Annotated in this window: 22 protein-coding genes and 1 other RNA gene; 19 read left to right on the top strand and 4 right to left on the bottom strand. The window is 65.8% G+C overall.

Features of this window, described 5'->3' with window-relative positions:
* Window positions 1-7: 7 nt before the first annotated feature.
* From polA to SUTH_RS17595, 13 genes are all read left to right on the top strand, one after another.
* On the top strand, window positions 8-2,749 hold the full coding sequence (gene polA / locus SUTH_RS17535) for a DNA polymerase I (protein ID WP_041101099.1): 2,742 nt from the start codon (window positions 8-10) through the stop codon (window positions 2,747-2,749).
* A gap of 206 nt (window positions 2,750-2,955) precedes the next feature.
* Entirely contained in the window at window positions 2,956-4,695 is a 1,740-nt protein-coding gene (gene msbA / locus SUTH_RS17540) for a lipid A export permease/ATP-binding protein MsbA (protein WP_231851066.1), read from the top strand.
* A complete protein-coding gene (locus SUTH_RS17545) occupies window positions 4,692-5,783 on the top strand; it encodes a glycosyltransferase family 4 protein (RefSeq protein ID WP_041101103.1) in 1,092 nt (363 codons plus the stop codon). The genes msbA and SUTH_RS17545 overlap by 4 nt, the downstream gene beginning before the upstream one ends.
* Complete coding sequence (locus SUTH_RS17550; RefSeq protein WP_148312971.1) at window positions 5,770-6,501, top strand: FkbM family methyltransferase; 732 nt, start codon at window positions 5,770-5,772, stop codon at window positions 6,499-6,501. Before SUTH_RS17545 ends, SUTH_RS17550 begins: the two co-directional genes overlap by 14 nt.
* Window positions 6,498-7,523, top strand: coding sequence for a glycosyltransferase family 9 protein (locus SUTH_RS17555; RefSeq protein ID WP_041101107.1), 1,026 nt, complete (start codon window positions 6,498-6,500; stop codon window positions 7,521-7,523). Before SUTH_RS17550 ends, SUTH_RS17555 begins: the two co-directional genes overlap by 4 nt.
* Window positions 7,520-8,602 (top strand): glycosyltransferase, encoded by a 1,083-nt coding sequence (locus SUTH_RS17560; protein WP_052473762.1) that lies wholly within the window; start codon window positions 7,520-7,522, stop codon window positions 8,600-8,602. Before SUTH_RS17555 ends, SUTH_RS17560 begins: the two co-directional genes overlap by 4 nt.
* Window positions 8,602-10,437, top strand: a complete 1,836-nt coding sequence (gene asnB / locus SUTH_RS17565) for an asparagine synthase (glutamine-hydrolyzing) (RefSeq protein WP_052473763.1) — start codon at window positions 8,602-8,604, stop codon at window positions 10,435-10,437. Before SUTH_RS17560 ends, asnB begins: the two co-directional genes overlap by 1 nt.
* 21 nt (window positions 10,438-10,458) lie before the next feature.
* Window positions 10,459-11,172, top strand: a complete 714-nt coding sequence (locus SUTH_RS17570) for an FkbM family methyltransferase (RefSeq protein WP_052473764.1) — start codon at window positions 10,459-10,461, stop codon at window positions 11,170-11,172.
* Window positions 11,169-12,146, top strand: a complete 978-nt coding sequence (locus SUTH_RS17575) for a glycosyltransferase family protein (protein WP_041101109.1) — start codon at window positions 11,169-11,171, stop codon at window positions 12,144-12,146. Before SUTH_RS17570 ends, SUTH_RS17575 begins: the two co-directional genes overlap by 4 nt.
* The gene (locus SUTH_RS18740) at window positions 12,143-13,105 is read left to right on the top strand and encodes a glycosyltransferase (RefSeq protein WP_084207499.1); all 963 of its coding nucleotides are present in this window, start codon (window positions 12,143-12,145) and stop codon (window positions 13,103-13,105) included. The genes SUTH_RS17575 and SUTH_RS18740 overlap by 4 nt, the downstream gene beginning before the upstream one ends.
* A 17-nt stretch (window positions 13,106-13,122) precedes the next feature.
* Window positions 13,123-14,043 carry an FkbM family methyltransferase gene (locus tag SUTH_RS18745; protein WP_148312972.1) on the top strand — a complete coding sequence of 307 codons (921 nt, stop codon included), beginning with the start codon at window positions 13,123-13,125 and terminating at the stop codon, window positions 14,041-14,043.
* An 8-nt stretch (window positions 14,044-14,051) separates the two neighbouring features.
* Window positions 14,052-15,359 (top strand): O-antigen ligase family protein, encoded by a 1,308-nt coding sequence (locus SUTH_RS17590; protein WP_041101111.1) that lies wholly within the window; start codon window positions 14,052-14,054, stop codon window positions 15,357-15,359.
* On the top strand, window positions 15,356-16,489 hold the full coding sequence (locus SUTH_RS17595; RefSeq protein WP_041101113.1) for a glycosyltransferase: 1,134 nt from the start codon (window positions 15,356-15,358) through the stop codon (window positions 16,487-16,489). Before SUTH_RS17590 ends, SUTH_RS17595 begins: the two co-directional genes overlap by 4 nt.
* On the opposite strand, the gene SUTH_RS17600 is transcribed toward SUTH_RS17595, so the two are convergent.
* Window positions 16,471-17,568: a glycosyltransferase family 4 protein gene (locus SUTH_RS17600; protein WP_041101115.1), complete on the bottom strand. Its 1,098-nt coding sequence runs from the start codon at window positions 17,566-17,568 to the stop codon at window positions 16,471-16,473. The genes SUTH_RS17595 and SUTH_RS17600 overlap by 19 nt on opposite strands.
* Window positions 17,565-18,698 (bottom strand): putative lipopolysaccharide heptosyltransferase III, encoded by a 1,134-nt coding sequence (gene rfaQ, locus SUTH_RS17605; protein WP_041101117.1) that lies wholly within the window; start codon window positions 18,696-18,698, stop codon window positions 17,565-17,567. The genes SUTH_RS17600 and rfaQ overlap by 4 nt, the downstream gene beginning before the upstream one ends.
* Window positions 18,699-18,809: 111 nt before the next feature.
* On the opposite strand from rfaQ, the gene zapB reads away from it, so the two are divergent.
* The 6 genes from zapB (at window position 18,810) to SUTH_RS17630 (ending at window position 22,278) form a co-directional block, all read left to right on the top strand.
* Window positions 18,810-19,004 (top strand): cell division protein ZapB, encoded by a 195-nt coding sequence (zapB, locus tag SUTH_RS17610; protein WP_052473767.1) that lies wholly within the window; start codon window positions 18,810-18,812, stop codon window positions 19,002-19,004.
* Window positions 19,001-19,327, top strand: coding sequence for a cell division protein ZapA (locus tag SUTH_RS17615; protein ID WP_041101119.1), 327 nt, complete (start codon window positions 19,001-19,003; stop codon window positions 19,325-19,327). The genes zapB and SUTH_RS17615 overlap by 4 nt, the downstream gene beginning before the upstream one ends.
* A gap of 53 nt (window positions 19,328-19,380) precedes the next feature.
* Window positions 19,381-19,560: non-coding RNA, 6S RNA (ssrS, locus tag SUTH_RS18865), on the top strand.
* 167 nt (window positions 19,561-19,727) lie between these two features.
* Window positions 19,728-21,008: an EAL and HDOD domain-containing protein gene (locus SUTH_RS17620; RefSeq protein ID WP_052473768.1), complete on the top strand. Its 1,281-nt coding sequence runs from the start codon at window positions 19,728-19,730 to the stop codon at window positions 21,006-21,008.
* Entirely contained in the window at window positions 21,008-21,481 is a 474-nt protein-coding gene (locus tag SUTH_RS17625; protein WP_041101121.1) for an EVE domain-containing protein, read from the top strand. The genes SUTH_RS17620 and SUTH_RS17625 overlap by 1 nt, the downstream gene beginning before the upstream one ends.
* A complete protein-coding gene (locus SUTH_RS17630; RefSeq protein ID WP_041101123.1) occupies window positions 21,478-22,278 on the top strand; it encodes a sulfite exporter TauE/SafE family protein in 801 nt (266 codons plus the stop codon). The genes SUTH_RS17625 and SUTH_RS17630 overlap by 4 nt, the downstream gene beginning before the upstream one ends.
* 217 nt (window positions 22,279-22,495) lie before the next feature.
* Here the strand turns inward: SUTH_RS17630 and SUTH_RS17635 are convergent, their stop codons facing one another.
* On the bottom strand, window positions 22,496-23,194 hold the full coding sequence (locus SUTH_RS17635) for a glutathione binding-like protein (protein WP_041101125.1): 699 nt from the start codon (window positions 23,192-23,194) through the stop codon (window positions 22,496-22,498).
* Complete coding sequence (locus tag SUTH_RS17640; protein WP_041101127.1) at window positions 23,191-23,907, bottom strand: SGNH/GDSL hydrolase family protein; 717 nt, start codon at window positions 23,905-23,907, stop codon at window positions 23,191-23,193. Before SUTH_RS17640 ends, SUTH_RS17635 begins: the two co-directional genes overlap by 4 nt.
* Window positions 23,908-23,909 lie beyond the last annotated feature (2 nt).

A 23,909-nucleotide genomic window follows, 5' to 3' on the forward strand; every position in this document is an offset into this window, starting at 1 on the left:
CTCCTTCATGCCCACGCTTCTGCTCGTCGACGGCTCGTCCTATCTTTACCGCGCATTCCATGCCCTGCCGGATTTGCGCACGGCCGCCGGCGAACCGACCGGCGCCATCCGCGGCGTGCTGTCCATGCTGCGTGTGCTCGAAGCCGACTATAAGTCAGATTATCGCGCCGTGGTGTTCGATGCCAAGGGCAAAACCTTCCGCGACGACTGGTACCCGGAATACAAGGCGCACCGGCCCTCGATGCCGGAGGACCTGGCGGCACAGGTGGAGCCGCTGCACGAATGCATCCGCGCCGCCGGCTGGCCGCTGTTGATGGTGACTGGCGTCGAGGCCGACGACGTGATCGGCACGCTGTCGACTCAGGCCGCCGCGGCGGGCATCGACTGCGTGATCTCGACCGGCGACAAGGACCTGGCGCAACTGGTGAATCAGCATGTCACGCTGGTCAACACCATGAGCAACGAAACCCTGGACCGCGCCGGCGTGATCAACAAGTTCGGCGTGCCGCCCGAACGCATCGTCGATTACCTGGCGCTGGTCGGCGACACCTCGGACGGCGTGCCCGGCGTATCCAAGGTCGGGCCGAAGACCGCCGTGAAATGGCTGGACACCTGGGGATCGCTCGACGCGATCGTGGCGCATGCCAGCGAGATCGGTGGCGCGGTCGGCGAAAACCTGAGGAAGCACCTCGACTTCCTGCCGCTCGGGGTCAAGCTGGTCACCGTGGTCTGCGACCTGCCCTTGCCGCAGACCGTGACCGAACTCACGCCGCAGGCACCGGACCAGGACAAGCTGGCCGAGCTGTATGCGCGGCTCGAATTCAAGGGCTGGCTGCGCGAGTTGGGCGGAGAGGCACCACCGCCCGCGCCACGCACAAAAGCCGCCGTACCGCCAGCGCCGACTTCTGAACCCACCGCTCATGTCGAGCCCGACCGCAGCGGCTACCAATGCATCCTCGATGCCACGCAACTCGACGACTGGCTGGCGCGCCTCGACACCGCCACGCTGGTCTCGCTCGACACCGAAACCACCGGCCTCGACCCGATGCAGGCGCAACTGGTGGGCATTTCCTTCGCCATTGCCGCGGATGACCGCGTCGATGCCGCCTACCTGCCGCTCGGCCACAGCTATGCCGGCGCACCGACGCAATTGCCCTTCGCCGAAACCCTGGCGCGGCTCAAGCCCTGGCTGGAATCGGCGCAGCGGCCGAAGCTGGGCCAGCACCTCAAGTACGACCGCCACATCTTCGCCAACCATGGCGTGCAATTGCGCGGCATCGTCGAGGACACCCTGCTGCAGTCCTACGTGCTGGAATCCGACAAGCCGCACGATCTGGGCTCGCTGGCGGCGCGCCATTGCGCGCTGAAGACCATCAGCTACGACGACGTCACCGGCAAGGGCACCAACCGGATTTCGTTCTCCCAGGTCGAGGTCGCACGCGCCGCCGAATACGCCGCCGAGGATGCCGACGTCACGCTGCGCGTACATCGGGTGCTGCGCCCGCAGCTCGCCGCCGAGCCGCAACTGGAAAGCCTCTACCGCGATCTGGAACTGCCGGTGGCCGAGGTGCTGTTCAGGATCGAGCGCAACGGCGTGCTGATCGACGCCGCGACGCTGGTGCAGCAAAGCGACGAGCTCGGGCGCAAGATCATGGCCCTCGAAGCGGAGGCGCAACAGCTCGCCGGCCAGCCCTTCAACCTGAATTCGCCGAAGCAGCTGGCCGAAATCCTGTTCAACCAGCTGGGCCTGCCGGTGGTGAAGAAGACGCCCTCGGGCGGCCCGTCGACCGACGAGGAAGTGCTGGAGAAGCTAGCCGAGGATTACCCGCTGCCGAAGAAGATTCTCGAACACCGCAGCCTGGCCAAACTGAAGAACACCTACACCGACAAACTGCCGAAGATGATCAACCCGGCCACCGGCCGCGTGCATACCAGCTTCGGCCAGGCTACCGCAGTCACCGGCCGGCTGGCCTCGACCGACCCCAACCTGCAGAACATTCCGATCCGCACGCCGGAGGGCCGCCGCATCCGCTCCGCGTTTGTCGCGCCGGAAAATCACCGTATCGTCAGCGCCGACTATTCGCAGATCGAGCTGCGCATCATGGCGCATCTGTCGGACGACCCGCGCCTGCTCGAAGCTTTCGCCCAGGGAGAGGACGTGCATCGCGCGACGGCCGGCGAGATCTTCGGCGTCACGCCGATCGAAGTCAGCAGCGAACAGCGCCGCGCCGCCAAGGTGATCAACTTCGGCCTGATCTACGGCATGAGCGCCTTCGGCCTGGCCAGGCAGATCGGCGTCGATCGCAGCGCCGCCGCCGCCTACATGGACCGCTATTTCGCGCGCTACCCCGGCGTCGCCCGCTACATGGAAGAGACCCGCGCCATCGCCCGCGACAAGGGCTATGTCGAGACCGTGTTCGGCCGCCGCCTGTGGCTGCCCGAGATCAAGTCGTCCAACGCCGGCCGCCGCCAGGGCGCCGAGCGCGCCGCGATCAATGCGCCGATGCAGGGCACCGCCGCCGACCTGATCAAGCGCGCGATGCTGGCCGTGCAGGACTGGCTCGACGCACAAAAGCTGCGCACGCTGATGGTGCTGCAGGTGCATGACGAACTGGTGCTGGAAGTGCCGGACGAAGAGCTCACCATCGTCGATGCGGCGCTGCCGAAACTGATGGGAGGCGTGGCCAAGCTCAAGGTACCTCTTCTTGTCGAGGTGGGAGTCGGCGCGAACTGGGATGCCGCGCACTGAGTTTCAGGCCTGACTTTCATGAAGTGATGCGGCACTCCTGATGATGAAACACGCGAAAGGCAAATTGAAGTCCCCCCACCCCCATCCCCGCCCCAGGGCGGGGCGACTGGCAAGCTCGCTGCGCTCGGCTATCACCAGCCGCTCCGAACGGGCTGTTTCACGCTAAGCCCCTGTATACTTCGCGGTTTCCCGTTTCCCGACTCCCTGTGCAAGATAGCCGCGACCTTTATTTGCGCCTGCTCGGCCATGTGCGCCCGCACTGGAAGGGCTTCGGCCTGACGCTGGCGGCGACGGCGCTGGCGGCGGCCACCGAGCCGCTGTTTCCGGCGCTGATGAAACCCTTGCTGGACAAGGGCTTCGGCCAGGGCGGCAACGACTGGCTGGCCTGGCTGCCGCTGGCGATCATCGGCATATTCCTGCTGCGCGGCGTCGCCGGCTTTCTCGCTTCCTACGGCATGTCCTGGGTTTCCAACCGCGTCATCACCGACCTGCGCCAGCTGATGTTCGAACGCCTGATGCGCCTGCCGGCGAGCTACTTCGACGCCCACGCCTCCTCGGTGCCGGCCACGCGCATCGCCTATGACGTGAATGGCGTCGCCGCGGCGGCGACTTCGACGCTGACGGTGCTGATCCGCGACACGCTCTCGGTGATCGGCCTGGTGGCCTGGCTGCTTTACCTGAACTGGAAGCTGACCCTGATCAGCCTGGCCGTGATTCCGCTCACCGCCCTCGTCGTGCGCGCCTTCTCCAAGCGCCTGCGCAAGCTCTCGCTGGCGGCGCAGGAAGGCATGGCGCAGATGAACGAGGTGCTGCAGGAATCGATACGCGGTCAGAAGGTGGTCAAGATTTTCGGCGGCGAGGCGCATGCGACCTCGCGCTTTTCGCGAGTCAATAACGCGCTGCGCGGCTACGGCATGCGCCAGGCGATCGCCGCGGCGGCGGTGGCGCCGATCACCCAGATCTTTGCCTCGGTCGGCCTCGCCATCGTTGTGTACGTCGCCATGCAGCAGTCGGCCGGCAATGAAACCACGATCGGTGGCTTCGTTTCCTTCATCACCGCGATGCTCCTCCTGCTGGCGCCGCTCAAGCACCTGGCCGACATCAATGCACCGCTGCAGCGCGGCCTGGCCGCCGCCGAAAGCGTGTTCCGCATGCTCGACGAGGCGGCCGAGGTCGACGCCGGCACGGAGCAGCTCGGCCGCGCGCGCGGCGAGATCGAATTCGCCGGCGTCGGCTTGCGCTACGCAGGTGCCGAGCGCGAGGCATTGGCCGCAATCGACCTGCGGATTCGTCCCGGGGAAACCGTCGCGCTGGTCGGACCCTCGGGCGGCGGCAAAACCTCGCTGGTCAATCTCGTGCCGCGCTTCTATCACGCCGGCAGCGGCCGGATCCGCATCGACGGCCACGACATCGAGACGCTGACGCTGGGCAGCTTGCGCGCCAACATCGCCCACGTCGGCCAGGACGTGTTCCTCTTCGACGACACGGTCGCCGCCAACATCGCCTACGGCGGCAAGCGCGATGCCAGCCGCAGCGAGATCGAAGCCGCCGCCCGCGCCGCCCATGCGCTGGAGTTCATCGCCGCCATGCCGCAGGGCTTCGATACCGTGATCGGCGAAAACGGCTCGCGCCTGTCGGGCGGCCAGCGCCAGCGCATCGCCATCGCCCGCGCCATCCTCAAGGACGCGCCGATCCTGATCCTCGACGAAGCTACCTCAGCACTCGACAGCGAATCCGAACGCGCCGTGCAGGAGGCGCTGGAAACATTGATGAAGGGCCGCACCACGCTGGTCATCGCGCATCGCCTGTCCACCGTCGAGCATGCCGACCGCATCGTCGTTCTGTCGCACGGTCGCATCTCGGAGATCGGCAGCCATGCTGAACTGCTGGCGACTGGAGGCCTCTATGCCAGCCTCTACCGGCTGCAATTCGCGGAGGCTGATTGAAAATTCTCCACACGGAAGCCTCCTGTGGTTGGGGTGGCCAGGAAATCCGCATCCTCGAAGAGTCGCGCGGACTGATTGCTCGCGGCCACGAGGTCACGGTGGTCTGCCCGGCGCATGCGCGAACGACGGCCGAGGCGGCGCGCTTCGGCGTGCCGGTGGTGTCGCTCCCCATCGAGTTCAAAACCATTGCCGGATTCAAGGCGCTGCGCGACTATCTGGCCAGCCATGCGTCGGACGTGGTGAATACCCACAGTTCGGCCGACTCCTGGCTGACGAGCCTCGCTTGCGCCTCGCTCGCGAATCCGCCGGCCATTGTGCGCACCCGCCACATCTCGGCGCCGGTGTCGGGCAACTTCGCCAACCGCTGGCTCTACCGTCAGGCGAGTGCCGTGGTCACCACCGGCGAAAGTCTGCGCCGGCACGTGATCGATACCCTCGGCCTCGACCCGCAACGTGTGACCTCGGTGCCGACCGGCATCGACACCGAACGTTTCGCGCCGGCGGACAAGGCAGCCGCCACAATTGCGCTCGGACTCGATCCGCAACACAAACACCTCGGCATCGTCGCCACGCTGCGCAGCTGGAAGGGCCACCTGTTCCTGCTCGACGCCTTCGCCCAGTTGAAGCGACCCGAGCTGCGCCTGCTGATCGTCGGCGAAGGCCCGATGCGCGGCCCGATCGAGGAAAAGATCGCGGCGCTCGGAATTCGGGAGCGAGTGATGCTGGCCGGCCAGCGCAGCGACCCCGAGCGCTGGCTGCAGGCGATGGACGTTTTCTGCCTGCCCTCCTATGCCAACGAAGGCGTGCCGCAGGCCATCCTGCAGGCCATGCTCTGCGGCCTGCCCATCGTCACCACGCCGGTGGGGGCGATACTCGAAGCCGTCAGCGACAAAAACTCAGCGCTGATCGTGCCGCCCAAGGATGCCGCAGCGCTCGCCGCCGCCATCGGTCGCCTGCTCGACGACAGTACGCTCGCGGCAACGCTCGGCGCTGAAGCGCGCCGTGTCGCCAGCGCCGACTTTTCAAGGGAGGCCATGCTCGACAGGATGGAACCCATTTTTTCCGCTGCGATGCGTGACGCGAACTGACATGGGCAAGCACTGGAGCCGCCTCAAACGCAGCCTTTCCCGCCGCTGGAAGGAATGGCGCCTGCCGCACGGCTATGAGCGCCTCGGCACGCGCTACGGCGGCTGGTGGGTGGACACGCGAGCGGTGGGCCCGCAGCCGTTGCTGATCGATTGCGGCCTCGGTGAAGACATCAGCTTCCCGGTGGCCTTCCTGCAACGTTTTGCTGACGCACGGGTGATCGGCGTCGATCCCAATCCGCGAAGCCTCGCTTACTGCCGCGCGCGCTGCCCATCGGGCATGGAGATTCTGGCAAACGCCTTCTGGACCACGACCGGCGAACCCATCGTCTTTCACCTGCCGCGCACCCAGGACAAGCTGCCGCAGGGCGCCGACGGTGTTTCCGGCAGCCTCGATCCCTCCCACGAGTATGTGGAAGGCGGCGAGCGCATCGAGACGAAAACCGTCGATCTCGACAGCCTGCTGTCCCGCACCGGACGAACGGAGTGCGACGTCCTCAAGCTGGACGTGGAAGGCGCCGAATATGCGTTGCTTGACGCGCTGATCGCCAGCGGCCGCATCCAGGCCGCACGCCAGGTGCTGATCGAATTCCATCACGGCGTCACCCGACATACGTCGGACGAAACGCGCAGAATCGTCGATAGCCTAGCAGCAGCCGGCTTCCGGCTGATTCACACCGAAAGCCGCAATTACATTTTCCGACGCGAATTCGCGCGATGACGCCCAAGAGCATTCTTGTCATCAACGTCTCCCGCATCGGCGATACGCTGCTGGCGACGCCCGCCATCCGCGCGCTCGCGGTCGCCTGGCCCGAGGCCGCCATTGATGTACTGGCCCATCCGGGCCGCATGGAGGTACTGCTGCATCTACCCTTCGTCCGAAAAGTTGCCGCGATCAGCAAGAAAACGGCTCTGTTTCGCGGCTGGGGCGGGCTACTGGCCAAGCCTTACGACCTGGCGCTGGTGTACGGTAATGACGAGGCGTTGATCGCCTACGCCTCGCGGGTGGCAAAGCGGGTGGCGGCCTTTCGCCAAGCCAACGCCCGGATAAATTCCCGGCTCTCCGTCGTGGTCGAGCCGCCATCCTTTCAGAGCGACCACTCGGTGCGGCTGGCACTGGCGCTGCCGTCGGCGCTGGGAGTTCAGCCCGCCGGCTTGCGGCTGTCCTACACGGTGACCGATGCCGAGCGAACCTGGGCCACAACGACACTGGCCCGCGATCTGCCGGACGGGGCGACGCCGCTGATCGGGTTGCAGGTGGCCAGTTTTCCGACCAAGTCTTATCGCGACTGGCCCATCGAATCCTTCATGGAGCTCTGCGTTCGCATTCGCCGCGACTGGCCACGGGCGCATTTCCTGATCTTCGGCGGCAGCGAAGAACAGCAACGCACAACAGCCCTCAAGGCTCGGCTTGGACCGGCCGCCACGCTGTATGCCGGCCGCCTCAGCCTGCGCCAGACCGGCGCCCTGATGAGCCGGCTCGACATCTTCATCGGTGTGGACACGGGCCCGACGCATCTGATGAGCTCATTCGATATTCCCCTAGTCGGTCTTTACCATGGCTTCTCGCGCAGCGAACTGATCGCACCGCTGGAACATCCCTGCTTCTATCCGGTGGACCATCCACTCGCGGGGCCCGAGTGTTCGACCGATGCCTCCATGGCCGACATCAGCGTCGATCGTGTCTGGGCGGCCGTGCAGCGGGCGCTGCAGGATCGCGCGACGGAAACTCGCGCGCCATGAAGTTCGCGCTGCTCACCACCAACCTCGCCGGCGGCGGCGCCGAAAAGGCGCTGGCCAAGATCGGCAGCGGGCTCGCCGCACGCGGCCACGACGTGGATTTCATCGTCTGCGAGGACGCGGGGCTCCATGCAGCCAACTACGCACCGCCCGCGGGCTGCAGCTTTCACGCCTTGTCCGCCCGCGCCGGTCACGGCTGGCTGGGCAAGCGACGCCTGGCCTGGCGCCTGCAGCGCTTGCTGGCAACGCGCCAGCACGACCTGCTGGTGTCCACCCTGCCCTTTGCCGACGTAGTGGCGGCACTCGCCCGCGCGCCGCGTCACGTCTGCCGCATTGCGAACACGCTGTCAGCGGAGATTGCGCGACTGCCGGCGGGCAAGGCCCAGCGGCGCGCGGCGCGCTATCGCACGCTCTACGGCGCGCGCCCGCTGGTGGCTGTCTCGCAGGGCGTGGCCGAGGATATGCGTTCGCACTTCGACATCGCGGCCGAACGCATGCGCGTGATCGTCAATCCCTTCGATCCGGCCGCCATTCGCGTGCTGGCCGCCGAACCCTGTGCGGCCCGGCCCAACGAACCCTACATCCTGCACGTCGGCCGCTTTGCCGCACAAAAGCGCCACGACCTGCTGCTCGCGGCATTCGCACAGGCGGCACTGCCGCATACACTGGTGCTGCTGACGCCGCCCGATGAACGGCTTGCCGCGCTGATCGCACAAAACGGTCTGCAGCGCCGTGTCGCCATCGCCGACTTTCAGGCCAACCCCTATCCCTGGATGGCGGGCGCCGACCTGCTGGTGTTGTGCTCCGACCACGAAGGCCTGCCCAATGTGCTGATCGAGGCGCTGGCCTGCGGCACGCGCGTGGTCAGCACCGACTGCCCCTCCGGCCCGCGCGAAATCCTCGGCGGAGAACTGGCGCAATGGCTGGTGCCCTGCGACAACGTCGATGCATTGACGACTGCAATGCGCGCGGCAGTGGCGGCACCGAAACCCGGGGCTGATGCCGTTGCGGCCGCGTTGGCTCCCTACGACGCGGAGCGGGCGCTCGACGCCTGGGAAGCGCTGGCCCGGGAGAGTTTCTGATGTGCGGCATCCTGCTCACCGTCGGTGACGCCTTCCCGGCCGATTTCGACGCGGCGCTGGCGACGCTCAGATCGCGCGGCCCCGACGCACGCGAGGTGCTGGTCCACGGCGATGCCCTGCTCGGCCACGCACGACTGGCAGTGATCGACCTGACCGGCGGGCGCCAGCCGATGTCCGCGGCCAACGGCCGGCTGGCCATGGTCTACAACGGCGAGATCTACAACTTCGCCGCCCTGCGCCGCGAACTCGAAGCGGTCGGCCATGCCTTCAGCACCCGTTCCGACAGCGAAGTGCTGCTGACCGGCTACCTGCACTGGGGCGAAGCCGTGGTCCAGCGCCTCGACGGCATGTTCGCCTTCGCCATCCACGACGCGCAGGATGGCAGCGTCTTCCTCGCCCGCGACCGGCTCGGCATCAAGCCGCTGTTCTGGGGCGTGCATGCCGGCGGACTGGTCGCCGCATCGACGCTAGCGCCGTTTTTCGCGCTGGGCGCCTTCCCGAGGAAACTCGACGCGGAAGGCCTGCGCGACTATCTTGCCTTCCAGACGCCGCTGGCCCCACGCACCCTGGTGCGCGACATCCACGCCCTGCCGCCGGGCGCCTGCTTGAAGTGGAGAGTCGGCGCTGGCGTTGCGGCGCGCCAGTGGTGGACGATCCCGGACGCGACGGAACGCGCGCCCGATCATGAAACGCTGGTTGCCGAAACCGACAGCCTGCTGGCGCAAGCCGTCAAGGACCAGCTGGTCGCCGACGTGCCGCTCGGCGCCTTCCTTTCCGGCGGCATCGACAGCAGCCTCGTTGTGCATTACATGGCATTGGCACAGGCCAGCCCGCTGAAAACCTTCAGCGTGCGCTTCGCCGAAGCCGGCTTCGACGAAAGCCCCGCCGCACGCGCCGTGGCCGAACAGTACGGCACCGAGCACCACGTCCTCGATGCGCCGCAACTGACTGCCGAGACGCTGGCCGCAGCCCTTGCCGATCTCGACCAGCCGCTGGCCGACCCGGCCTACATCCCCACTTGGGCGCTGTCGCACCTGACGCGGCAGCATGTCACCGTGGCGCTGTCGGGTGATGGCGGCGATGAACTCTTCGGCGGCTATTCGCGTTTTCTCGACACGGCCGACCGCCATCCGGACACGCTCGGTAAGCGTGCACTCCGTGGCTTGCTGCGACACGGCCTCGCGCCGGCCAGCCTGACCCGGCGCGCGCTGGCGGGACCCGAACTGCTGCTCTACCAGCGCGTCGAGCTCGGCGATTACCCCGGCAGCCGCAAGGACCTGCGCCGCTATCTGGCGCCCGAGCTGGCCGCCGGCTGCCGACCTCAAGCCACCCTGGAGCTGTGGCGCGAACTCGCGTCCCGACATGGCGGCTACGACCGCGGCGCGCTGCTGCGGGCCGACCTGTGGACCTACCTGTCTGAAAACTGCCTGGCCAAGACCGACCGCGCCAGCATGGCCCACGGCCTGGAGGTGCGCGTGCCGCTGCTGGCCAACGAGCTGCAGGACCGCATGCTGCGCCTGCCGGCGAGCGTGCATTTCGATGCCGGCGGCGGCAAGGCTCTGCTGCGCGCGCTGGCGCGCCGCCACCTGCCGCAAGCCGTCTGGAACCGCGAGAAGCACGGCTTCTCCGTGCCGCTGCGCGCCAACTTTGCCGGTTCTTGGCGCGACTGGTGCGACGCGCAGATCGCATCCGCTCCCTTGATCGCGCCGTGGCTGGCCACCGGCCCGCTCGCCGCGCTGTGGCAGGAAGCCCGACAGGGGAAAGGCAACGTACGCCTGATGTACACTTTCGCCGTGCTGCTGGCCTGGCTCGAAACGCACGCCCTCGAAGCATGAGGTTCACATTACGGAGATGAGATGCGCAAGAACAGCCGCACCGCCCGCAAGCTGAAGAAACTCGCTTGGCGCTTCAGCCAGCCCGACTGGGCAGACAACCACGGCGTGCTGCTGCCGGTGAAGCACGCGCTGGTCTCGCCGGGCATCGCCCGCGAAATCTACCTCGGCGACTACGAGGCGAAGGAAATCGAGATCATCTCGAAACGCCTCGCGACCGACGACGTGGTGTTCGAGGTCGGCGCCGGACTCGGCTTCCTGTCCGCCTATTGTGCCAAGCTGACGGGGGCGGCCAGGGTGTTCGCCTACGAGGCCAACCCGGAGCTGATTCCGCTGATCCGCGAAACCCATGCGAAGAACGACGTGGCGCCGACGCTGATCAACGCGCTGCTGGCGAAGGGTGATGGCGAACGCGAGTTCCACCTCGAAGACGACTTCTGGGCCTCCTCCGCGCACCGCACCGGCGGCCGCGCGATCACGGTAAAGCAGCTCGATCTCAACAACGAACTGGCGCGGGTCAAGCCCAGCTTCCTGATCGTGGACATCGAGGGCGGCGAAGCCGAGTTCTTCGCCGGCGCCGATTTGTCGACGGTGCAGAAGATCTGCGTCGAAACCCATCCCGACGTGCTCGGCGACCGCGTGCTGTCGGAGATGTTCGCCGGCTTGGTGGCGAAGGGCTTCGCGCTCGATTTCTCGCTGATCCGCAAGAACGTGTTTTTCTTCCACCGCGTGGCATGACCACACGGGATGTCCTGCTGATCGCCCACGGCAGCCTGCATCCGGCCCTGCGCCGCGAACTCGCCGCGCGCGGCCTGACGCTGCGCGAAAGTCGGCGCTGGCAGGACGCCGATCGCAGCGAACCGCAGCGCATTCTCGGCGCCTATACCTGGTTCTACGAAGGCCTGCGCCATCCGCTGACGATCTGGGGCATGCATCGCTTCCTGCGCCGGCAGGGCATCCCGCTGTTCGTCTGGAACCAGGATGCGCCGCACTACCTGAACCGCGCCGCATGGCGGCTGGACTGGCTGGATCGCGCCCACCTGTTCGACGTGTACGCCACGCACAGCCTGGTCGATACACGGCGCAGTTTCGCCGACAGCCTGCTCTACCTGCCGAACGCCGCCGACACGAGCCGTTATCACCTGCACGGCAGGACGCTGGACGAACTGCGCGAGCCGGCCCGCTACCAGCACGACGTCAGCTTCTTCGGCGCCATGGACGGCCTTCGCTACAAGGAAATGCGCGGCCGCCAGGAATTCTTCGCCGCGCTGGGCGGACGGCTGGCCAGGCGAGGCATCCGCTTCGTGTTCCGCGAATCGACCGGCATGAGCATCGAGGAACAAGTGGCGCTGATCCAGAGCAGCCGCATCAACCTCAACTTCGGCGCTTCCTGCGACTACGGTGCGCCCGTGGCCTCGGGATTGCCCGAGCGCTGCTACGGCATCCCGGCCTGCGGCGGCTTCCTGCTCTGCGACAAGCGCACGCACGCACGCGACGACTTCACGCCGGGCGACAACTGGGCCGAGTTCGACGGGCTGGACAACTGCGTGACGCAGATCGAGCACTGGCTGGCGAACTTCGCCGCCGCGCGCGACCTCGCCGAACGGTGCCACGCCCACGTCTTGGTGCAGCACACCTATGCCCAGCGTGCGGCGGCGCTGCACAATACATTATTGGCCTGGCACCAAGGCAAAAGAGGCAGGCTGCAATGAGCGCACCACTGCTGTCCATAGTGATGCCCGTCTACAACGTCGCGCCCTACCTGCCGCGCTGCCTCGAAAGCCTTGCCGCACTCAACCCGCCGGCCGACGAGATCATCGTCGTCGATGACGGTTCGACCGACGACTGCCCGCGCATCCTTGCCGAATTCGCACCGCGCCTGCCGCAAATGCGAGTGATCCGCCAGGAAAACGGCGGACTTTCGGCGGCGCGCAATACGGGACTGGACGCGGCGCGCGGCAAATACCTGGCGTTTGTCGACTCGGACGATTTCGTCGAACCCGATGCCTACGCCGAGGCCTTGCGCCTGGCCGAAGACGAACAACTCGACATGGTGCTGTTCAACGCCCGCTATCATTTCGAAGGCCGTCAAGCAGACCGGCCTATCTATGCCGATGCGCCGGCGACAGACATCATCCCAGGCCGGGAATGGCTGCGGCAACGCCTGAAGGCCGGACGTTTTCTGCATATGGTCTGGATGCATCTGTATCGCCGCGACTTCATCGAGGCCAATCACTTTCGCTTCGTGCCGCGCCTGATACATGAGGATGTAATCTGGACGACGAAAGTCCTGCTTGCTGCGCAGCGCATCATCTGCCTGCCGCGGATCTCGGTGAACTATCGGATTCCCATCCGGAACGCACCGCCCGAAGCAAAGCAAAAGCGCCTCGAGGCCATCGTCGATAGCAGCGTCTTCAATGCCCGCACCGAAGCGGAACTCGCGGCGGAACTGACTGGCGACCCGGAACTGCGCGCGTTACTGTGCCATCGCCTGGTCGATGGAGCCCTTTCGATATTCCATCTGCTGGCGAAAATGCCGGATCGCGCCGCCGCGCGCCGTGTTCGACGGGACCTGCGAACAAAAGGCGTGCTGGGACTGCTCTGGCGTCATGCCGGGAATGCGGCGCAGCGGCGGCGGATCGCGAAACACTATGTGCTCAGTTTGCTGTAAGCCCGCGTGTAGTAGGCTTGGCGCTTTCCGGCCGGTGGCAAGAGCGCCGGCTGTCTGCGGGAGAAGTAATGAAATCCTTGCTTGATCAACTGGTTTGCGGTTACCTGCGGCGGGTACCGATAACCGAGGGAAAGGGTCGAATCTACCGCCGGTTTGCGCGGCGGGACTGGCCTGTCGGCGCGTTCGTGAACGTGCGGACCAAGGACGGCTTTCTCCTGCGACTCAATCCTCGCAACGAAGAGCATCGGCGCATCTATTACTACGGCGAGCACGACGAGCGCTATGAGCTTGCCTTGCTGCGCAAGATCATTCAGCCCGGCGACGTGTTCTGGGATATCGGCGCCAACGTCGGCTACTACACCTGTCTCGCCGCCACCTTGGTCGGCGAGCCGGGCCGCGTGGTGGCGTTCGAACCAGCGCCGACCACCCGAAACTTCCTCGAAGACAACATTCGACTCAATGCGTTCAGCAACGTCGCGGTACTGCCCTATGCCGTTGGCGAGCGCAATGGCGTCGCCGCGATCCACATGAGCGACCCCGCCCTCGGCGAGGGGACGGCTTCGCTCAACGCGTCCGATGACAAATCATTCAGTGTAGACATTGAAGTGCGCCGTCTGGACGATCTCTACTCCAGCCTGCCGCCGCCAATGGTGGTAAAAATCGACGTCGAAGGCGTGTTCGGCCAGCTCTGGCGAGGTGCGCGTGGCTTCTTTTCGGCGCATGCTCCGATCGTCATGGCGGAACTCAAAGGAGAAGCTTTTGTCTCCGCCGCCGGAAACCTCGGCGAGGAAATCGCCGCGCTGGGTTACTCCATGTTCGAAATCCACAAGCACTCGATCCGGCGAGTTGCGGATCCCGCGACATCGAGAAAGCGCAACTTCATTCTCGTCAAGCAGGACAGTCCGGCCTTTGCAAGGCTGGAGTCGATGGTGGCCTAAGGTACCGAATGGGAGGCTACGCCGGATGTAGTGCCAAGCAGTGGCAGTTCGCCGCATGGCTTGCGGCGGTTGCATTCATCTTTCCGATTCCGCATACCATTGCGCTGCGTAACCTGTTGTTGCTGGTCGGGTTGGTCGGGCTGGTATGGATCGGTCGCACCTCGCTGCCGAAACCCGCATCATGGATGAAGCCGGCCGCCTGGTGCCTGATTGCGCTCACCAGCTGGATCGCTTTCCATTCCGTCACCGTAGCGCCATCGCCGACTCTCGCGCTCGACCAGTTCCGCGCCAATTGGATGATGCCGCTGCTGCTCGGTGGCGTTGGTGCCTGGGCCGCAACGCAACTGCCACGGGAACGCGCGGCGCAGGTCGTGGTGATAGCGCTGGCCGCACATATGGTCTGGCTGCTGGGATGGCAGATCACGCTGTGGCTGAAGATCGGTGCTTGGCCTTTCAAGGCAACACCCTTTGGCGCCTATGATTTCCACGGCACGCTGAACAGCTACCTGCTTGCCCTGCTGGTGGCGGATCGCCTGGCATGGACCCGCAGCAGCCATTCTCCGCTGGCGCTCGGGCAGCGCGGCGGATGGGCGCTGCTGGCGCTGTCCCTGGCGGCCGACGTCGCACTGCAGTCGCGCAACAGCACGGTTGTCTCGGTGGCCATTCTGGCGGCGGGCAGCCTCGTCCTGCTGAATGCACAATCGCACCGGCGGCGGCTCGCCATTGTCGCGCTTGGCGCCGTTGCACTGATCGCGGCCAGTTCGTTCCGCTTCGATCACCGGTGGCAGAGTCTGCGCGAATCCATCGTCATCGGCTGGACATCGAACAACACCTACTGGCTGACCGGCGATGGCGAGCCGGGGCATAAGATATCGCCGCCGGCAACGCCCTCGGGCGATCCGCTCGAAACCTCGGCCTATCTTCGCGCTGCAATGGCGCGCCAATCCATCGATTTTCTCGCCGACCACCCGCTCGGCATCGGCTTCGGTCACGATGCCTTCGGGCGCGCCATCGCGATGAAGCATGGCCACTCCGGGATGATCAGCAGCCACAGCGGCTGGCTCGATTTCGCCTTGGGCACGGGTTTCGTCGGACTGGCGTTACTATTGACGACGGCTGGTGTTGCTATCCGCGCGGGTTGGCGACAATTCCGCGAACGACAAGATGCCCAGGCACTCCTGCTGGCGTTCTTCGTCGGTGGCTATATGCTGCGCTGCCTGCTCGACGGACACCTCTCCGGCTGGCGGCTTGGCCTCTTTTCATTTGTCGTCGGCGTGCTGGTCGCCGGCATGCACGAGAAGCCGGACGAACCATGAAGCTCGTGCAGATCAACCTCCAGCCGCACTTCGGCGGCGGCGAGGTGTACACCGCCTTCCTCTGCCGCGCGCTGTCGCAGCTCGGCATGCCGACGCGCCTGCTGGTCCATCCGCGCGCCGGCTTCTGGGACCGGCTCGGACTGCCTGCCGACACCGAGCGCATCGCCGTCGCCGATGCCACCGATCTGCCGCAGCATTTGCCCGCCGGACCTGTCTGGCTGCTGTCACACGGCCCGCTGCCCTCCGGCTTGCGTGCCGTGCTTCCGGGGCGCCTGCGCACCGCCATCGCGCACATGCCGGTGCAGGGCCGCGATCCCGCCGCCTTCGCCGACCACGATCGCATCTACGCAGTTTCCGGCTGGGTGCGTGACGGCCTCCAGGCAGCGGATCTGCCGGCCTGGGACGAGCCGCTGTACGGCGTCGCCGACCTCGCGAACCGCCCCGGCGGCGGGGAGATACGCCGCAGCAGCCGCTACGACTGGGATCGACGCAAGGGTCGCGACCGCCTGCTGGGCTGGCTCGAGCCGCTGGTCGAAATGCTGCGGCCGCATCCGGCCTTCGAGCGGCGGCCCGGCCTTACGCTGGGCATCGTCTCGCGCCTGACGCCGATCAAGCAGTTCCCGCTGCTGTTCTCGAATCTGGCGCCGGTACTCGCACGTCATCCACAGGTACATCTGGAAATCTTCGGTAGCGGCGGCTATGCCTCGGTGCGCGACCTCGACCGCGCACTCGCGGAGCTGCCCGCCGGACAGGTGCGCTTCTGGGGCCAGCAGGGCAATGTCGCCGACATCTACCCGCAGCTCGACTATCTGCTTTCCGGCCTCCCGGAAAAGGAGGCGCTGGGCCTCAACATCATCGAGGCGCAAGCCTGCGGCACGCCGGTAATCGCCGTCAATGCACCGCCCTTCACCGAAACCGTGGTCAACGACCTGACCGGCTTTCTCTACCGTGATCCGCGACAGGACGCCGGGGGCGATTTCGGGAGACTGCTGGACGAACTGCTGGCGGGCCGCGCCAAGCCGAGACCAGAACTGGCCGGGTCGCACCTCGCGCGCTTTTCCTTCGAAGCCTTCGTCGAGCGCCTGCGGCCGGTGGTGGCCGACGCCGAAGGTCAAATCAAGCGCGAATAAAGCGCCATCAACTGCGCCGCCATCTGCGCCAGATCGAGATGGGCGACGCTGGCACGGGCGGCATCGCGCATTACCGAAGCTGTCGCGCACAACGCATCCAGACTCGCCGCCAATGCTGTGGCGTCGCCTGCGCTGATCACCCTGCCGTTCGTCGGCGTAACCAGTTCCGCCGCGCCGCAAGTAGTCGTCGTGACCAGCGGCAGGCCGCAGGCCAGCGCCTCCAGCGCGGCATTGGGAAAGGGATCGTAGCGCGTGGGCAGGGCGAATACATCGGCCGCGCCGTAGAACGGCTTGACGTCGGCCTGCGCGCCGAGGAACAGCACGCGCTCATCGACGCCCAGCGTCTGCGCCAGCTTGCGCATCAGCGTCTCGTGCTTGTCGCGGCCGATCACCCAGAGCCGGGCATCGTTGCGCGACATTCGCGACAAGGCATGGAGCAGGGTCGGCAGGCCCTTGCGTTCATAACCCGAACCGACGAAAAGGATTACCGGCGCCGTCTCGCCAACGCCGATCTTCTCGCGCAAGGCCCGACCGTGTTCCTCGCGCAAGCGCGGATGGAAGGCCTCAAGATCGACGCCGTTATAGATCACCTGCAACTTTTCGTCGGCAACGCCGAAGCGGCGCGCGATGTCGTCCCGCACCATGCGCGAGTTGCAGATCACCGTGCGCAGGCTCGGGTGGCGGAACATCTCCGCCTCCGCCACCAGTGTGTAACGATGCCACGGCGCCAGCCGGTCGAAGGCCTTGTTGCGCAGTTCCAGCCAGGAGGCATGGACCCCGTCGCCGGCGCGGTAGATGTCGCAGCCGGGGATGCGCTCGTGGCTTTGCACCAGGTCGAAACGCTTCTGCGCCATCAGGCGCTGCACGCCGCGCGCAAACCCGGCGTCGCGCCAAGTGCGGCCGAGATAGAAGGGATCGACGCGCACGTACTGCATGTCGCCCGCAGCCTCGCCCTGCCATTGGCGCGCGACGATCGAGACATCGACGTGCTTCGCCCGCAGCGCCGCCAGCGCGCGCTCGACGAAGCGCTCGGCGCCGCCGAAGGGGGTGTATTTCTGGCGGACGATGGCAAGCTTCACGCCAACAGCTCCTCGCAGGCCGCCAGTACTTGCGAGACTGGCAGCGTCGTCAGGCAATCGCTGACCTTGCTGTCATTGCAGCCAGCCATGCCGCAGGGGCGACAGGGATGGGTGTTCGAGGCAACGACGCGATGGGGATTATTCCCAACGTCGCCCCACGGCCCCCATTCCCGATCACCCGACGGGCCGAAGATGGCGACCACCGGCGTGCCCATCGCGGCGGCGATGTGCATCGGCGCCGAATCGACGCCGACGAATAGCTTCGCCTGCGCCGTAAGCGCCGCGAGTTCCTTGAGCGAGAGCTGCCCGGAAAGGTCAATAGTCGGCGCTGGCGCGCTCTGCGTACCTGGAATTCCGCTTCGCGGGCAGGTAACGGCGTCGCGCGCGGCACACACGGCGTCAATCAGCGCCTTCTCCTTCGCATCCGGTGCCGACGTCAGCACGATGGGCAGGCCCTTCGCCGCGAGCACGTCGCACAAGGCCGCCACACGATCCGCCGGCCAGCACTTGAAGGTCCAGCGCGATGCGGGATGGACATGGACGAAGCCGCCCTGCGCCAAGCCATGCCGCGCCAGCAATTCCGCCACGTGCGACTCCGCCGCTGGCCCCGGCACCATGGTCACGCGCATGTCCGCGGGCGTCGGTTCACACCCGAGCGCGCGCAGGCTGTCGAGGTTGGTATCCACCGTGTGGCGGTCGCCATGCGATTGCGCCGGATAAAGGTGGGTAAAACTTTTTGCCCAGAATCCTTCACGCGAGCGTGGCGCCACCGACCAGTGCGGCCGCAGCAGGCGCACCATCCAGGCGCCGCGCGTATGCACCGAAAGATGCACCACAAGATCGTAATGCCGCGACCGCAATCCGGACATCAGTTTCCATTCGGCCGCGGCCTGCGACAACATCCCCTGCCGCTTCCAGTTGCGGTCGATCAGGTGCAGTTGCGCCAGCGCCGGATGGCCTTCGAGCATCAACGCAGTATCGGCGTAGACCAGCGCATCCACTTCGCATTGGGGGACGAGGCGCTTCAGCATCGAAAGCACGGGTGTAGCGAGCAGCACATCGCCGTGATGGCGCAGCTTGATCACCAGCGCACGGCGCAGGCTGGCCGGAGAAAAGGCTTCAATGGGCATGTGCCCATTTTGCCAGAGCGGGGGCCATTTACCGGCGGCGGCTGTCAAAGCACATTCAGTTTGCAGGCTTGTTGCTTGACCTGATTGGACTTTTACCGGAAACTTGCGGCCATGAGCGTTTCCCTCGATCACCTTGAGCACAAGGTCGAACAGATATTGGCCGTGTGCGCCAGCCTGCGCAGCGAGAATCAGGCCCTGCGCGCCAACGTGACGGGCTTGGAAACCGAAAATGCCGCGCTGGCAAAGAAGATCGACGTCACGCGCGAGCGCCTTGAAGCACTGATGACGCGGTTGCCCGACGAATGAGCAATACCCTTGAGGTCAAGCTGCTGGGCAAGGAATACCGTGTTGCCTGCGAACCGGCGGAACGCGAGTCGCTGCTTGCCGCCGTGGCCTTTCTCGACGACAAGCTGAAGGAAATCGGCGACAAGACATCCAGCGGCGCGCGCGCCAGCGGAGAACGCCTCGCCGTCATGGCGGCACTGAATCTGGCCCATGAACTGCTCACCGTAAAGAACACCCCGGCGGATGCCGCCGCGGCACTTGAAAGCGAATCGATTCAGCGTAGAATAAATTCCATCGAGGCCAAGCTCGACGAATCGCTGGCGCAGCACGAACAGTTGTTCTGAACGCTGTTCCGCGGGTTTTCCGCCCCCGATTCGTCGAGCTGGGCCTCTCCGGGTTTCCCCTGCGGTGTTCGCCAAGGCCATACATTCCTTGAACCAATGCTAATTGGCACCGGCCGCAGCCCAAAGACGCCGCTGTTGTGATCGCTCCCGGTGAGCGAACCTGAAGCGGCAGGAAAGTGGCCTCTCTGAACCCAGGTTCAGGATGCCGGCCAAACGGCACTCGCGGGGGAATCTGTCAGCAGGGCGCGGAAAACGAAGTTTCAGTGCAGGCTAATGCCGGCTTTTCGGCGTTAAGCGAAGCGGCCGAAACTAAGATTCCGCGCCCTTTTTTAGTGATGTTTGATACTCTCACCGCCGAAACAGCAGGCACCTGCCGCTACCTAAGCTTCGTTTTGAACCCATGAGTGATCAAGCACCCCAGATACGCGATCAACTGCGGGAAGTGTTCATCGGCCGCCAGCCGATCCTCGACAAGGATCAGGGGCTGGCGGGTTACGAACTGCTGTTCCGTGCCTCGGCGGAAAACTCCGCTCATGTCGATAGCGCCACGGCCGCCAAGGCGGCGACCGCCGACGTGGTCTGCAAGGCCTTCGCCGAACTGGGCCTGGCCAATGTCTTCGGCCAGGTGCGCGCCTTCATCAATGTCGATGCCCTGTTCCTCGAAAGCGATCTGGTCGAATTGCTGCCGAAAGACATCGTCGTGCTCGAAATCGATGTGGTGGCCTTCGACAATCCGGCACTGCTGCCCCGTTGCCAGGAACTCAAGGCCAAGGGATATGCCTTTTCGCTGTCCGGCGTCACCGATGTCGGCGACCACCTCTGGCCGCTGGTCGACCTCGCCACCTGGCTCAAGATCAACATCGACGGCCTGGCCGGCGATCAGTTGCAAACCTCGGCACGGGCACTGGGCACCACGCGCCGCCTGCTGGTTGCCGCCCACGTCGAATCCCAGTCGCAGATGGAACTCTGCCGGCTGCTCGGCTTCCAGTTGTTCCAGGGCTACTACTTCGCCAAGCCCGTGATCGTGGAGGGGCGCAAGCTGGACGCCTCGACCCAGGGCCTGTTGCGCCTGATAAAACTGGTGGCGGATGACGCCGACCCGGCCCGCCTCGACGCCGCCTTCCGCACCGAACCGGCACTCGTCATCAATCTCCTGCGGCTGACCAATTCGGTCGGCGTCGGCGCGCGGGCGCGCATCACCTCGGTGCGCCACGCCATCACCGTGCTGGGCCGGCGCCAGTTGCAGCGCTGGCTGCAGTTGCTGCTGTTCAGTCGCGGCGCCGACATCGATCTTGCCCACAATCCGCTGCTGCAACTGGCCGCGCTGCGCGGGCGCTTCATGGAACTGCTGGTCGAAAAGCTGCATCCGGGGCAAAGGGATCTGCGCGATCCGGCCTTCATTACCGGCCTGATGTCGGTGGTCCCCGCCGCGCTGGGCATGTCGATGACGGATGTGCTGGCGCAGATCGCGGTCGGCAACGACGTGCGGCTGGCGTTGACGCACCGCGAGGGCACGCTCGGCAAGCTGTTCGCGCTCACGGAACGTTACGACGACAATGACGTCGCCGGCGTCCAGGAACTGCTCAGCCCATATGGGGCCAATGCCAGTCTTGGCCTGCTGGGAGAAATCCTCGGCGAATCGCTGACCTGGGTCCAGCAGCTCGGCATGGACGCGGAGTAATGCCGCGCTACTGGCTGATGAAAACCGAGCCCGCGGTGGTGGGCATCGACGACGTGCTGGCGATGCCGCAGCAGACGGTCGACTGGTGGGGCGTGCGCAACTACCAGGCACGCAACTTCATGCGCGACCAGATGCAGGTCGGCGATGGCGTGCTGTTCTATCACTCGTCCTGCCCCGAGCCGGGCATTGCGGGGCTGGCCGAAGTATCGCAGCTGGCCTATCCGGACCGCACCCAGTTCGATCCCGACAGCCCCTACTTCGACCCGAAATCCACTCCGGAAAACCCGCGCTGGGTGAATGTCGATGTGCGCGTCGTGAAGAAAACGCGTCTGGTCGGCCTCGACGAACTGCGCACGCACCCTGAACTCGCCCATCTGCGGGCCCTGCAGAAAGGCAACCGCCTGTCGATCACCCCGGTCGACCCGGCGGAATGGAAGTTCATCACCGGCAAGCTGATGAAGGCATCGAAATGACGCTCTGGTGGCTGAGCTATCCGCTGCTGGGCGTCTTCGCCGGCTTCGTCGCCGGCCTGTTCGGCGTCGGCGGCGGACTGACCATCGTGCCCTTGCTGTTCATGATTTTCACGGCGCAGAACTTTCCGGTGGAGCACAGCATGCATCTGGCGCTCGGCACCTCGATGGCGACCATCGTGTTCACCTCGATCGCCAGCATGCGCGCGCATCACAGCCACGGCGCCGTGCGCTGGGACATCGTGAAAAGTTTCGCGCCGGGACTGGTGGTCGGTACGCTGTCCGGTTCCTTCTTCGCCACCTGGGTGCCGACGCGACCGCTGGCCATGGTATTCACCGCCATCGTGTATTACGCCTCGGTACAGATGATGCTCGACTTCAAGCCAAAGCCGCACCGCCAGTTGCCGGGAAGCTTCGGCATGGTCGTCGCCGGTACGCTGGTGGGCATCGTGTCGAGCCTGGTCGCCGCCGGCGGCGGCTTCCTGACCATTCCCTTCATGGTGTTCTGCAACGTGGTGATTCACCAGGCAGTCGGCACCTCATCGGCGCTCGGCTTCCCGATCGCCGTGGCCGGCACCGTCGGCTACATCGTCAGCGGCCTGAAGACATCGGGGCTGCCGGAATACTCGCTGGGCTTCGTCTATCTGCCGGCCTTCGTCGGCGTCGTCGCCATCAGCTTCATGATGGCGCCGGTCGGCGCCCGGCTTGCGCACAAGCTGCCGGTGAAGCAACTGAAGCGCGCCTTCGGCGGCTTCCTCGCGCTGCTGGCGAGCAAGATGCTGCACGGCTTGCTGAGTTAACGCTCATGGCGCCGAGCGCCATCCACCGAGGATGAAACACGCGAAGGGCGAATTGGTCGCCCGCCCCCCTTCCGCTACGCGGCCCACGGCTGGCTTTGCACAGCCAGCCGGCTGCGGCGGCGCGACGCATGCGTCGCGAATTCCCGCCTCGCCCCTCGCGGGGGTTACCAGTCGGCGCGCTGCGCGCGAGTGTCAGCCGCGCCTCCGGTCAGTTGTTTCAGCGTTTGACGACGCTGGCATCCTGCCCGAACAGGATGCGTTTGGCATCTTCACTGACCACCGGCGCCGGATTGATCTCCTTTGCCAGCGCATAGGCCCGCTGCGTCGCCGGTCGTTCGCGAATCGCGGCAAACCAGCGTTTCAGGTGCGGAAAATCATCCAGGTTCTGCCGCTGTTTCTCGTGCGGCACGATCCACGGGTAGCAGGCCATGTCGGCGATCGAATAGCCGCCGGCGATGAACTCGCGATCGGCCAGCTGCTTGTTGAGCACCGCGTACAGCCGCGCGGTTTCCTTGACGTAGCGTTCGATGGCATAGGGCACCGGCTCGGGGGCGTACTGCGTGAAATGGTGGTTCTGCCCGGCCATCGGCCCGAGCCCGCCCATCTGCCAGAACAGCCACTGGATGGTTTCGGTGCGGCCGCGCAGATCGGGGGCAATGAATTTTCCGGTCTTGTCGGCCAGATACAGCAGGATCGCGCCCGATTCGAACAGCGAAATCGGCGCACCGCCATCGGCCGGCGCGTGGTCGACGATGGCCGGAATCCGGTTGTTCGGCGCAATTTTCAGGAAGTCCGCCGCGAACTGCTCGCCCTTGCCGATGTTGATCGGCACGATGCGATGGGGCAGGCCCGTTTCTTCGAGAAACATCGTGATCTTGTGGCCGTTCGGGGTGGTCCAGTAATAGAGGTCGATCATGTGGTCTGCTCCATGCGTTGCACGATGCGGCACGCGGCTTCGCGCGCCCAGAGGGCGTAAATCGGCGGCCCCGGATGGAAGCCGTCGCCGGCCATGGCCGGGGCGTCCATCATCTCATGGCCGAGGGCGAGGAACTCGCAGCCGGGGCGGCTCGCCGCCACCTTCGCCAGCACCCGGTTGAAATCGCGCGCGCGACTGCCGACATACCAGCGCAAGGGCTGCGGCAGCGCCGGAAAGCGGTGCATCGGCGGCAGGCCGGACAGCAGCAGATGACGCGCGCCGAAGCGCGCTTGCAGCACGGCGATCAATTCCCGCTGCGCGCGGCGCCATGCCGCCAGCGATACGCGCCCCGTGACGTCGTTCACGCCCAGCGAGGTGACGACCACGTCGAACGTCTCCGCCGGTAATCCTCGCAGATGGTCCAGCATGTCGGCCGTGGTGGCGCCGGTGAAGGCCAGCAGCTTCCAGCGCAGCCGGAAAGTCGGCGCCAGCGACACGGCGAGCTGCCCGGAGAGAGCCTCGTCCTGCGTCGGCGCGCCGACACCGGCGGCGGCCGAATCGCCGAGGATCAGCAGTCGCAGCGGCGTGCCGCTGCCGACCTCCCCTTCGCGCGGCCCGTCGGCTTCCGGCAACACGGGCACCGTGCGGCGCACGCGACGGCCCTGTGCCAGCAACACCGGGCCGAGCAAAACGGTGGCCAGTGCGTGGCGCAAGT

Source organism: Sulfuritalea hydrogenivorans sk43H (genome assembly GCF_000828635.1).
Classification (GTDB): Bacteria; Pseudomonadota; Gammaproteobacteria; order Burkholderiales; family Rhodocyclaceae; genus Sulfuritalea; species Sulfuritalea hydrogenivorans.

Excerpts from the sequence above, each read along its gene's own strand:
- SUTH_RS17570 (WP_052473764.1), top strand. The coding sequence starts at position 10,459 with ATGCGCAAGAACAGCCGCACCGCCCGCAAGCTGAAGAAACTCGCTTGG.
- zapB (WP_052473767.1), top strand. The coding sequence starts at position 18,810 with ATGAGCGTTTCCCTCGATCACCTTGAGCACAAGGTCGAACAGATATTG.
- SUTH_RS17635 (WP_041101125.1), bottom strand. The coding sequence starts at position 23,194 with ATGATCGACCTCTATTACTGGACCACCCCGAACGGCCACAAGATCACG.
- SUTH_RS17590 (WP_041101111.1), top strand. The coding sequence starts at position 14,052 with ATGGGAGGCTACGCCGGATGTAGTGCCAAGCAGTGGCAGTTCGCCGCA.
- SUTH_RS17555 (WP_041101107.1), top strand. The coding sequence starts at position 6,498 with ATGACGCCCAAGAGCATTCTTGTCATCAACGTCTCCCGCATCGGCGAT.
- polA (WP_041101099.1), top strand. The coding sequence starts at position 8 with ATGCCCACGCTTCTGCTCGTCGACGGCTCGTCCTATCTTTACCGCGCA.
- SUTH_RS17560 (WP_052473762.1), top strand. The coding sequence starts at position 7,520 with ATGAAGTTCGCGCTGCTCACCACCAACCTCGCCGGCGGCGGCGCCGAA.
- asnB (WP_052473763.1), top strand. The coding sequence starts at position 8,602 with ATGTGCGGCATCCTGCTCACCGTCGGTGACGCCTTCCCGGCCGATTTC.
- SUTH_RS17575 (WP_041101109.1), top strand. The coding sequence starts at position 11,169 with ATGACCACACGGGATGTCCTGCTGATCGCCCACGGCAGCCTGCATCCG.
- SUTH_RS17630 (WP_041101123.1), top strand. The coding sequence starts at position 21,478 with ATGACGCTCTGGTGGCTGAGCTATCCGCTGCTGGGCGTCTTCGCCGGC.
- SUTH_RS17625 (WP_041101121.1), top strand. The coding sequence starts at position 21,008 with ATGCCGCGCTACTGGCTGATGAAAACCGAGCCCGCGGTGGTGGGCATC.
- rfaQ (WP_041101117.1), bottom strand. The coding sequence starts at position 18,698 with ATGCCCATTGAAGCCTTTTCTCCGGCCAGCCTGCGCCGTGCGCTGGTG.
- SUTH_RS17620 (WP_052473768.1), top strand. The coding sequence starts at position 19,728 with ATGAGTGATCAAGCACCCCAGATACGCGATCAACTGCGGGAAGTGTTC.
- SUTH_RS18740 (WP_084207499.1), top strand. The coding sequence starts at position 12,143 with ATGAGCGCACCACTGCTGTCCATAGTGATGCCCGTCTACAACGTCGCG.
- SUTH_RS17615 (WP_041101119.1), top strand. The coding sequence starts at position 19,001 with ATGAGCAATACCCTTGAGGTCAAGCTGCTGGGCAAGGAATACCGTGTT.
- SUTH_RS17595 (WP_041101113.1), top strand. The coding sequence starts at position 15,356 with ATGAAGCTCGTGCAGATCAACCTCCAGCCGCACTTCGGCGGCGGCGAG.